Annotated in this window: 14 protein-coding genes; all 14 read right to left on the reverse strand. The window is 61.0% G+C overall.

What is annotated here, in order from left to right; genetic code table 11:
- Positions 1–84 precede the first annotated feature (84 nt).
- Positions 85–1,275, reverse strand: a complete 1,191-nt coding sequence (locus tag ACVJ5M_RS27995) for a hypothetical protein (RefSeq protein ID WP_456679461.1) — start codon at positions 1,273–1,275, stop codon at positions 85–87.
- Positions 1,276–1,454: 179 nt separating this feature from the next.
- A complete protein-coding gene (locus tag ACVJ5M_RS28000) occupies positions 1,455–1,862 on the reverse strand; it encodes a hypothetical protein (protein ID WP_456679462.1) in 408 nt (135 codons plus the stop codon).
- Positions 1,863–2,162: 300 nt separating this feature from the next.
- Positions 2,163–2,339, reverse strand: coding sequence for a hypothetical protein (locus ACVJ5M_RS28005; RefSeq protein WP_456679463.1), 177 nt, complete (start codon positions 2,337–2,339; stop codon positions 2,163–2,165).
- Positions 2,340–2,618, reverse strand: coding sequence for a hypothetical protein (locus ACVJ5M_RS28010; RefSeq protein ID WP_456679464.1), 279 nt, complete (start codon positions 2,616–2,618; stop codon positions 2,340–2,342).
- Positions 2,619–2,867 carry a hypothetical protein gene (locus ACVJ5M_RS28015; RefSeq protein ID WP_456679465.1) on the reverse strand — a complete coding sequence of 83 codons (249 nt, stop codon included), beginning with the start codon at positions 2,865–2,867 and terminating at the stop codon, positions 2,619–2,621.
- Positions 2,797–3,018: a hypothetical protein gene (locus tag ACVJ5M_RS28020; protein ID WP_456679466.1), complete on the reverse strand. Its 222-nt coding sequence runs from the start codon at positions 3,016–3,018 to the stop codon at positions 2,797–2,799. The genes ACVJ5M_RS28015 and ACVJ5M_RS28020 overlap by 71 nt, the downstream gene beginning before the upstream one ends.
- A complete protein-coding gene (locus tag ACVJ5M_RS28025; RefSeq protein WP_456679467.1) occupies positions 3,018–3,188 on the reverse strand; it encodes a Pam3-gp28 family putative phage holin in 171 nt (56 codons plus the stop codon). The genes ACVJ5M_RS28020 and ACVJ5M_RS28025 overlap by 1 nt, the downstream gene beginning before the upstream one ends.
- 47 nt (positions 3,189–3,235) lie before the next feature.
- A complete protein-coding gene (locus ACVJ5M_RS28030) occupies positions 3,236–3,877 on the reverse strand; it encodes a peptidoglycan-binding domain-containing protein (RefSeq protein WP_456679468.1) in 642 nt (213 codons plus the stop codon).
- Between the two features lie 136 nt (positions 3,878–4,013).
- Positions 4,014–6,602 carry an SGNH/GDSL hydrolase family protein gene (locus ACVJ5M_RS28035; protein ID WP_456679469.1) on the reverse strand — a complete coding sequence of 863 codons (2,589 nt, stop codon included), beginning with the start codon at positions 6,600–6,602 and terminating at the stop codon, positions 4,014–4,016.
- Between the two features lie 14 nt (positions 6,603–6,616).
- The gene (locus ACVJ5M_RS28040; RefSeq protein ID WP_456679470.1) at positions 6,617–7,333 is read right to left on the reverse strand and encodes a DUF4376 domain-containing protein; all 717 of its coding nucleotides are present in this window, start codon (positions 7,331–7,333) and stop codon (positions 6,617–6,619) included.
- Positions 7,334–7,336: 3 nt separating this feature from the next.
- A complete protein-coding gene (locus ACVJ5M_RS28045; protein ID WP_456679471.1) occupies positions 7,337–8,119 on the reverse strand; it encodes a hypothetical protein in 783 nt (260 codons plus the stop codon).
- The gene (locus ACVJ5M_RS28050; protein WP_456679472.1) at positions 8,120–8,467 is read right to left on the reverse strand and encodes a hypothetical protein; all 348 of its coding nucleotides are present in this window, start codon (positions 8,465–8,467) and stop codon (positions 8,120–8,122) included.
- Entirely contained in the window at positions 8,457–8,759 is a 303-nt protein-coding gene (locus ACVJ5M_RS28055) for a hypothetical protein (RefSeq protein ID WP_456679473.1), read from the reverse strand. Before ACVJ5M_RS28055 ends, ACVJ5M_RS28050 begins: the two co-directional genes overlap by 11 nt.
- The gene (locus ACVJ5M_RS28060) at positions 8,756–9,607 is read right to left on the reverse strand and encodes a collagen-like triple helix repeat-containing protein (protein ID WP_456679474.1); all 852 of its coding nucleotides are present in this window, start codon (positions 9,605–9,607) and stop codon (positions 8,756–8,758) included. The genes ACVJ5M_RS28055 and ACVJ5M_RS28060 overlap by 4 nt, the downstream gene beginning before the upstream one ends.
- Positions 9,608–9,614 lie beyond the last annotated feature (7 nt).

Genomic DNA, 9,614 nt, shown 5'->3' on the forward strand with positions numbered 1-9,614 from the left:
GCAACGACTACACGCGCGTGTTTCTCAGACACAAAAAAAAGCCCCGGCCGAAGCCGGGGCTTTATCGTTTGGACCGACAGGGTCCTATGTGCCGGTGATAATTTGCGGCGCGATCGTCGAGCCGATCGTGATCATCAAGCCGCCCGGCACGAACCGGAACCATGGGCGCGCGCCGTTGGTATCATCGAGGGCAGACACCGACGCCATCGGCTCGGTGATGCTCGTGACCGGCGCGTCGCTCCAAATGATCTTGGTCACCTTACCGTTCGCCTTGCGCAGCGTAATCCGGTAGAACGTGCCCACCTTCTCGGCGTCATAGGTGATCGTGCCCGCCAGAGCAGCCGCCATTGTCTTGACCGCAGTGGCCGCGAGCTTCGGCGTCTTGTCAAAGCGATGAAGGCCGAAAGTCATTTCAGGATTGATCGCGTCCGGCCCGCTATCAATCAGGCTGAAGATCGTGACCATCGGCAGACCCGCAAGCACCGCGCTGCCGATCATGCGGGCCACGTAGAGCGCGCGTTTCGTCTCGTCGCCACCAAGCCATTGGCTGTTGTAACCCCACTCAGTAACCACGAGAGGCCCGCTGCAGGGCACCGCCGCGCGATAGCGATCGATGAACGACAGCACCGCTTCAGGCGGATAGTTGGCGTCATACGGATGGATCGTCTGCGCAGTCAGCTTCGCCATCGTCGTCGCGCCGACCGTCGCCGCGACCGTCTTCATGAAGGGGTTCTGATCGTCCTGTGCCATGGCCGAACCGACCCCCGCGCTGATGATGTTCGCGGTCGCGCCCTTCGGCGCCGCTCGCATCTTCAAGATGCACGCTGAGAGCAGCGCCGCATATTGCGTCGGGTTGACCGCGCTCGCCCAGAAGGCCGGATTGTTCGGTTCATTGTAAATCTCAAACCAGACATCAGGCCCGGCATACTGCCCGACCAGCCAAGCGGCGTAATTCGCGAAGGCCGCGCACGATGCCGCGTCGCGCGGCGGCAGGTTCCAATCGCCCGACCCAGGGTAAAGCCGATTGCCATAGTCGAGCACAAGCACAACCGAGCGGCCCGACGCGCGTACCGCCGCGATGAGCCCGTCGAGATATGGCGAGACCGCATAGACCCCGACCGCAAGCTCTGTGTCGGCCCATGGGACATCAATTCGAATAGCGGTCGCGCCCGTATTGGCGAGCATCGCCATGATCTGCGTGACAGTTGGCAACGGCGCGAATGAGAATTGCGCCGCGCAGATGATCGGGAGAGCTGAACCGAGTGCGTTGATCATTCTTTCCTCATGGGACTGACAGAAAAAAGCCCCGGCCGAAGCCGGGGCTTTCTTGCATCATCGCCCGGTGCGCGGCCGGGCCACTAGCCGATGCGCGCTAGATCGTTAGAGGCTGGCCCCGGCTTTCGCTGTACCGATCCCCGAAGGAACCAAAGCCGGATGACCGGCGCCCCTAGCTCTTACGCGGCGCCGGCAGCGACAGCAGCGGCGTCGGTCGCGGTCTGGGACACAGCCGGCTGCACAGGCGCCGGCATGGCGGCCTTCAGGCTGGCGACGCCGGCCGAGACGCTGGCAGTCGCCTGCACGATCGCGTCGAGGTTCTCGGCGTCGATCTCGCCGCCAGCAGCGACCTGTGCCTGCAGGTCGGTGACCTGCTTCGAGAGATCGACGACCTTGGCTTCGACCGAGACGATCTCGGCGACGGCATCGCCGATCGCGGCATTGTTGGCGGCGACGGCGTCGGCAAGAGCTTGAACGGCAGGCTGCAGAGACATGATCATTTCCTTCAGTTGGTCGAGTTCAGTTTTGATCGAGTGACGGACCTTCAGGATCAGCCGCTCAATCTCATGGTCAGGGAACGGCCACATGACGGTCTCCCGGGATGGTTTTGGCCGGGTCGGCGACCTTGGCCGCGAGAAGGTGCTTCAGGTTCGAAATAATGAGGCTGGAGCGCGTTGATTGGGATGACCCTCATAACCCCCGCCTCAGAAAAACGGCCGCCCTAGAGCCTGCTTTGGGGGCGCTCATGGGGCGGCCGGTTCTAGGAGGCTCGCAAACCGAAAACGGGATCAACGGCGCGCCGGAAGGGCGACGCCGCCCCGTGGCCGCGATCTAGCCCCGAGCCGGCTGGCTTGGATAGATGGCCGCCGCTAGTTATTGACCGCTTTCTAGTTTCGCAGCCGGATGAGGTCGGAGAGGATCGCGGCTGCGCGTGTGAGACCGTCAGCGGCTTCCTGAAGATGCTTTTGCACTTCCTGCAGCCGTTGTTCTTGAACGGAGAAATCCCGATCGTTGCGACCATCATCATTGAAGGCGCGGCGGATATTATTGAGGATGGACCTCATTTAAAGCGGCCTCGCCCTGCTGATATCGATTACCGATCTCGCCCTGATCTCGATTGTCAGGGCTTCGACCGCACTGCGGGTTGATGTCATCGCTTCCGCAATCTGACCAGCCGCCACGATGCGCTCATCGTAACTTTCAATGAGCTGATTTTCGAGCAATTGAATGCGAGCGTCTTTCTTCGCTTCGCGCTGCTCCGACTTGTACAGACACCACAGTAGCACGAGGCAGATCAGACCCGCCGTGCCGAGTTTTAAAACTTCCTCCGCAATCTCGCTCATCTATTGCCCCGCGCGCAGACGGCACGCATTCACCTGATCACGGAGGCGCTTGTAGTCGCCGATGAACAAGCGGATCGCAGAGCCAGAGGGAAGAGCGCGGTATTCTAGAAGCGCTCGATCCTGCGTCTCCTTGTCGTATTTGACGATCGTCGGGCAGATTGCCTTGACGACGATATCGTCAGAAATCTCCGCGTTGCAGGCTGTCAGCAACAGCATCATCATTGGGGCGCTGAACTTGATCCATCGCATCAGTTGTTTCCGCTGTCTCTGCGTTCACCTTCGCCTTGACTTCGTCGCGGCCGGCTTGCCGGTCCCTCTCAGACTGCGTCATCGTGATGAGCTTGCTGAGAAGGCCGGCGAGCGCCGCGATCACTTGCATGACCGCGAGCGCTGTCGCCATTAGGCGGCCGGCTTCTTCGTCATGACCGACCACACCGCGACGAACACAGTACCGACACCGCCCAGGATGGTCGTCATCGTGTCGGTGTCAACGTAACCCTTCGCAACGAAGTAACCGCCAGCGGCGGCGAGGATCGTGCGAGCGATGCCCCAGATTTGATCACCAGTCATTTTCCTTCACTCCTCTTTTGTGTTGCGCGAAGTCCGTCGCGCGCGGATTACTTGAGGGCTGCCCACGTCTGCGGGCCGACAACGCCATCAGCGACGAGGCCCTGCTTCTTCTGGAACGCGATGACCGCGTCGCGCGTCTTCGGGCCGAATTCGCCATCGACGACGATCGTGCCGAGCGCCGCCTTCGCCTGCAGCGTGATCACGTCAGGCCCGGAGCTGCCGAGCTTCAGCGTCGCGGGCGGCGCCTTGTAGGCCGCGACCGTCTCGGCGCTCGGAGCTGCGACGCCATCGATGTCCCACGGCTCGGTCTGATCGGCGAGCGAGCCGTAATTGATCGAGATGTGGCAGTGATGGTCGTGCGCGTTGGCGCCGCTGTAGTGCCGCCAGACGCCCGGCTGCGGACCCTGCGGACCGGAGCCGATGCGGCGATTGCTGATCACGTAGCGGAGCCGGGCATCCTGCTTCCGCAAGATCATGTCGGCAAAGGCGTAGCTGTCGAAGCCGCCTTTCGGGTCATGCGTGATGTCGATCGCATGAACGATGCCATGCTCGTCAGGGTTATGGTCTGACAGCCGCGCAGAATGATGTTCGTCGCCGATCGAGCCGTCGCTTTCCTTGCTGCGGTTCGGCCAGACCTTGTTGACCTGTTCGCGCAACGTCACGAGGCCGAGCGCTAAACGCCAGCTCATCGATATTCTCCAATGTTGTGAAAAAGGCCGCGAGCTTGTGAGGCTCGCGGCAAGTGTGACGGCGCGAGGAGCCTGCGCCGTTCCGCCCGGAGGGCCGGGCGAACCGTTGGTCTTTCTCGGCGCCGTCTATGTTTGCTTAGACTTCGTAGAGCTGAGCATTCTGGATGTTCATGCCCTTCGTGACATCACCGAGATAGCTTTGGGCGAAGTTACCGGTAGCGAGCCGCGCCTGAAGCAAGAGGGACGTGTCCTGCGTGTTGTTGCCGCTGACCCCCGCCGTGAACGGCAAGGACACTCGCGACTTTCCGCCGCCGATGGATACGACCGATGGCGTTCCGATAGTGAAAGAGCCGCTGGCGGAATAGCCCACGCCAGCAACAGCATTCGTGATGTCGAGATATGCCTGCGCCGCGCCAGTCGCACCGAAATCAGGCGTACTGACTTGCAGGAATATCCACGACCGGGAGCGGGCCGTATCGACGTCGAAGCTGTAGACGTAGTTCTTCGACACAGCGGTCTTGCTGACCGTGCCGGTCACGCCGTGAACGCCGTTATTGGTCTGCTCTGTGAGCGCTCCGGTCAGCGGATCAGCGCCGCTCTTTGTCCAGAATGCATTGGTCAGGTCGTTGACGGCGCCAGCGCTGATCAAATTCGTCGGCGTCGTGACCGCGTAGGTGTTCGACCAATCGACAACAAGCGAGCCCGTACCTTTTAGCGGTTCGATGCCGAGCGCATAACCAGTGAAATATTCGTTACCGGTCAGGTAGGTTTGGCCGGTCGTCGGGTTGGCCGCGCTGAGCCATGCCATGAACGCCTTCGCGTCGAAGGTGATCGCTGGCTTGTCCGATTGATCAACCGGATAGGCGAGATAGTACGGCACGCCGAAGAAGTTCGCCGACTGGCGCGCAACTTTCCAAGCGATGGATGGCGTGCCGTCAATCGCGACAGAGGTGTAGGTGCCGAGATTGGTCAGGCCGTCTATGAACGTCTTAGTCGCGTTTGGCGTGTGATAATAGACCTCGAACTCCGCAACCATCTTCGCGGTAGTACCAGAGGTATCGGAGAACAAGAACCAATCCAGCGCGAAGTTGCCGCTGTCGGCCGATGCGGTGTAGACACCCGAATGCGTGCTCTTGAGAGCTGTGATCGCACTGATCTTGGACGCCGCAATTGCGACTGGCACCGCGCCTGCGCCATCAAGATAATTGCCGTAATCAATCGCATTCCACGACTTAACAGTGTCGTCGGCTCCTGCGGGCCATGACCAGTTGAACTTGGTGCCGTTCGGGAAGCTGCCCTTATTCACGGTAAACGATTGCGTGCGGGTCAGCGCCAAATTATTGACCGCCTCAATAGCCATATACGATCCGGCCGCATAGCGATCGTTCGGGAAACTGTTGGTATCGGGCACGGTAAGCGAACTGATCCCTAGAGCCGTCCTGATCGCTGGCCCCATCAAGGTCTGCCAGCCGCTGTGCCCCACGTCAGTACGGTGCACGTTGTCGGTCCCGACCCAAGTGTCAGCGTTACCGTCGCCCGTCGTAGCGCCGACGCGACCGGTGCCGTGCTCCCAATCCGCCGCCCAGCTATCGACGAGGAACACCAATTTCCCATAGCGGCTATCGGCCTGCACTGCGGCCTTGATCGCGTCCGCGCGAGCTTGCGACGGCGTGAAGCCTGCGCCGGTAGAAATGCCTCTGCGCGGCGGCAGCACCTTGATCACGGGGACATTCGGGAGTGCGGCTGTGAGCCCGGCATAATACGCCGTCACTTCCGCCTGCAATGCCGCAGGCGTCGGGGTTTGATCGTTGTATCCTCCCAAGTCGATGAGCAGATCGGGATTGCGCGGCGTGATCTCATTCGGAATGCGCGCCCGCATGGTTTCCGTGCCAGCGATGGAGGTCGTAAGATATCCCGTGCCGCCCTGCCCTTGCGCGAGAACGTTATCGACGCCGAGCGCTTCCTTAAGCCGCTGAGCCATGCCAAGGAGTTTTGAACTCGCGCCCGTTCCGTCCGTATGGCTGTCGCCCGTGACGAGGACGGTCGGCCCGCCCGGGTCCCATTTCTGGATCGTGCCGGCGACGTCAACGCCAGCGAAGAACAGGAAGTTTTCAAACTCTACGCGATAGCCCCGCATTACGCTGGAGCCGTTCGCGATCTTGACGCGATGACCGCTGAAGTCCGCGAGCGCTTGAATGTCCGTGCGCGGCTGCAGCGCGGTCGCTTTCAATCCGTTGCCGTCGAGCACGTCGATGGAAATGCGGTAGCCGCACTGAATGTTGTTCTGCGCGACGAATGACAGGTCAACGTTCGCGTCGGCCGTCTTGAAGTACACCCCACTGCTGCCCTGATAGCCGTTGCCGGTGCCAAGGTTGGAGCCCGCCCCCTTTGCCCAGAACGCACCGGGCGGCCCGGAGGATGCCTGCGTTGCGACCACGCCGCCGACATAGGTGAACAGCGGATCGGTCGCAGTATATTTGGCGTCGTAGTTCGCGGGGACGACGGAGCTATTGGCGTTCGCCGTCGCGTTCATGGTGATCGTCGGAGGCGACGCCATCACAGCAAGAGGCTTTGCAGCGAGCCCGTGGGCTCGAAGCAACGCGATCTTGGCGGGTACGGCAGCCGAAAGCCACGCCCCCGGCAACCACGCGCCACTGAGCCACGCGCCGGGCGCCCACGCCCCGGGAGCCCAGACGGACTGCCCAGACCAGTCGTAATTTGCCATGTGATGAAAGCCCCTTAGAGCGTAGCGAAAGCAGTATCGATCTGTTCGGTCGCGGTGATCGTGCCGGCCTCGATCGCCGGCAGCACTTCGTTGCGCAGCTTGTCGAAAGTCACCTGCACGAAGTCGGCAATAGCGACAGCGAGCGTCGTGAAGTCAGCGACCGGGATATCGACGAACGTCGTCGGGCCGACCTGCCACGCGATCGAGGTCGGCGGGTTCGGCTGCTGCAGCCGCGCGAACTTGCCGTTGATCAGGGACAGGCTTTCCGTTGAGGTCGGGATGCGGCAAGTGTCGCCGTTCACGGTCGTCGTGTAGCCGCCCGTCGCCTTGGCCCACTGCGCGAGGTTTGCATAGGCGATCAGATCGCCTATGCCCTGCAGCGGCGGCGCTATAGCGTCGATGGTGTTCGTATCAGGATGATAGTATTTCCCGCCTAGATCAGCTTGCGGATCAGTGCCGTTATAGTCTGTGATCTCAAGCAGCAATTGATTGACCGGGAAGACCATGGTCGCATCCACGTTCGCCGCCATGGTGCGCCAGTTGCCCTTATCGTCCTTGAGCGCTGTAACCTTGACGCTGTCCGCTGCGCAAAGCGGCGTCTCGCTATAGAGCGCGTCGTACCAGTCGCGCCCGTTGTCGTCGCTCTTTGCGAACGAAGTGAAAGTCGGGAGCCCGGGCGGATGTGGATCAGGCGTGTAGCGCGACCATGTGCCGTGATTGATGATGTTCATGAATTATCCGAAGTTGAACCAGCCACCGCCGTTAAGCTGGAATTGGTGGGCGCGGTAGCGACCAAGAACTGTGCCGCCGCCATTGTCATAAACACCAGAAACAACGGAGTAGCTGCCGAATGGCTCTTGCGTGAAATTTCCAATCGGGGTGTCGCCGACGTAGACCGCTCGACACTGCATGACAATCTGGCTGGCATCGCTACTGCCCCACAGACGCCCATTGCCGGCGAGAACCGGGTTACTCGGCATGTTGTAATTGGAGCCGTCGAAGTAGACATAGTGGCCGGTGTTGCCAAGGAAGATAACACCTGTTGATGGCGCGCTTGGTCGCACAGCGGAGATGTCACCGGCGGCAATCGCCAAGCTCACGCCAACGTTCACATAAGTGCCGCTCATCGTGAGTGGGCCGGTCATCGTGTCCCCAGCCTTGTTGACCGGGATGTAGTTGATCAGTTGCTGCCCGTCGAGTTGTATGTTCGGCACCGGGAAGAGATCGACGACCGGATTGCTCGTGAAGTTGATCGGCGTGGTCGTGCCAGCAGAGTTATTGATGATCGTCGTGCGCGAGAGCGTGTGCGTCGTCGAATTGTAGACGCCCGTGCCCCATTCCGTTTGAGAACCGGTTCGCGCATAATAGCGATACGTATGGCCGTTGATGACGTTGCAATTTTCCGGCGTGGCGTGAGGTCCGGCGAGGTCCGGCGCAGCCGCCGTGCCCACCGTGAACGCGCCAGTGCCTGCCGTGGTCGAAGCCCACTTGCAGTAATTCCAGTATGTCGCGCTCATTTACGGCGTCCCCGCGTCCCACTGCGTCGGGCCGGCGTTGTGCGTGAGCGAGCCGCGCCAGACTTCAGTGCGACTGTTTCCACCGCCCGACGACATGATGCACGAATGCACGTACGGGCCTGGCGGCAGATCGCGCAACTTGTTTTGCGGGATGGTCACAGTGACGACGTTGCTGCCGGCACCCGAGACCGCGATCATGCCGTTCACAGTCGTCAAGTCGATTTGCACAGTAGCGTCAGTTGCCGTCGAGCGAACCTGCATATGGAGCGGATTGGAGCCGATCGAGAACGCGACCGTTTGCGTCAGCACACAGTCGGCGTCGCTGTAAGTCGTGATATCAACTTGCATGATGTCCCAACAGTTTTGGTTGATTGATGATAGTGCCTTCGATGAGCTTCATGCTCTTCGGTGACGGCAACGGCGGAAGCGGAAGCGTCGTCCCGATGATCTCGATCGGACCGTACTCGCCCTTCATCGCCCTGAACCACAGCTCTCGGCCATGACCCTCACCATCGAACAGCGTCGCTAGAAATTCGACGGGCTCGCTCAGCTCTTCGAACCACACCTTGAGGAAAATCTCGGTGTAGCTGTCTTCGTAGCGTCGCGGGTACATCGCGGCGATGATGGTCGGTGCCATCATGCAATTCTCTGAGCGAGACCGATGCACGCCGTGGGGTTGGGGCTATCGCCACCCGGCTGACCGTGAGCGCTGGTCACGCGCCACGTCCCGGCAGTGATCGAATTGATGCTTGTGTCCCAATTCATGATGTAGCCGATCGAAGGGATTGTGGCGACATAAGCGCTGAACCCCTGATTGGTTTGCAGCGACGCCCAGATCAGATGCCATGCTCCAACCTGCCCGCCAGAAACAATCAAGCTCGTCGGAGAACCGGCCGGACCTTGCGGACCAGCGGGACCGGCAGGACCGGTCGCGCCGGGCGCGCCAGCGGGACCTTGCGGACCAGCGGGACCGGCTGCACCCGTGGCACCGGTCGGGCCTGCCGGACCACCGGTCGCCGCCGTTCCGAGCATGAGCTGCCATTGCGTGCCGTCATAGACCATAATCGCGATGCCGTTCGCGACGATCACGCCGGCCGCAAGGTTCACGAGACCTTGCGTCAACAAGTTCTTGGTGATGCCGTTACAGGTCACCGTCGTCGTGCCGGTATTCGTGACCTTGATCAGAACCCAGACCTTGAGACCCTGCACGAGCGTGGCCGGCGACGGGTCGAGGTTGATGACAATGTTGTTCGCGGTGCCGACATCCACTGCCCAATTGACGAGATCGACCTGAATTGCGCGCGCGAGCTGCGTCGTATCACCGTTGGTCGGCGCGATCTGGTTTTTCAGAATGCAGTTCACGATCTCACGCTGCGGCATCTCGACTGCTGCAGCGGGAATGATGCTCGGTTGTTGACCCATCGAGGGGTTACCATCAACATAGGAGCCGTTCGGGCCAGCGCCCGCATAAGGTGCGTTGTACTGCATAGCGCGC

Source organism: Bradyrhizobium sp. S3.7.6 (assembly GCF_054061875.1).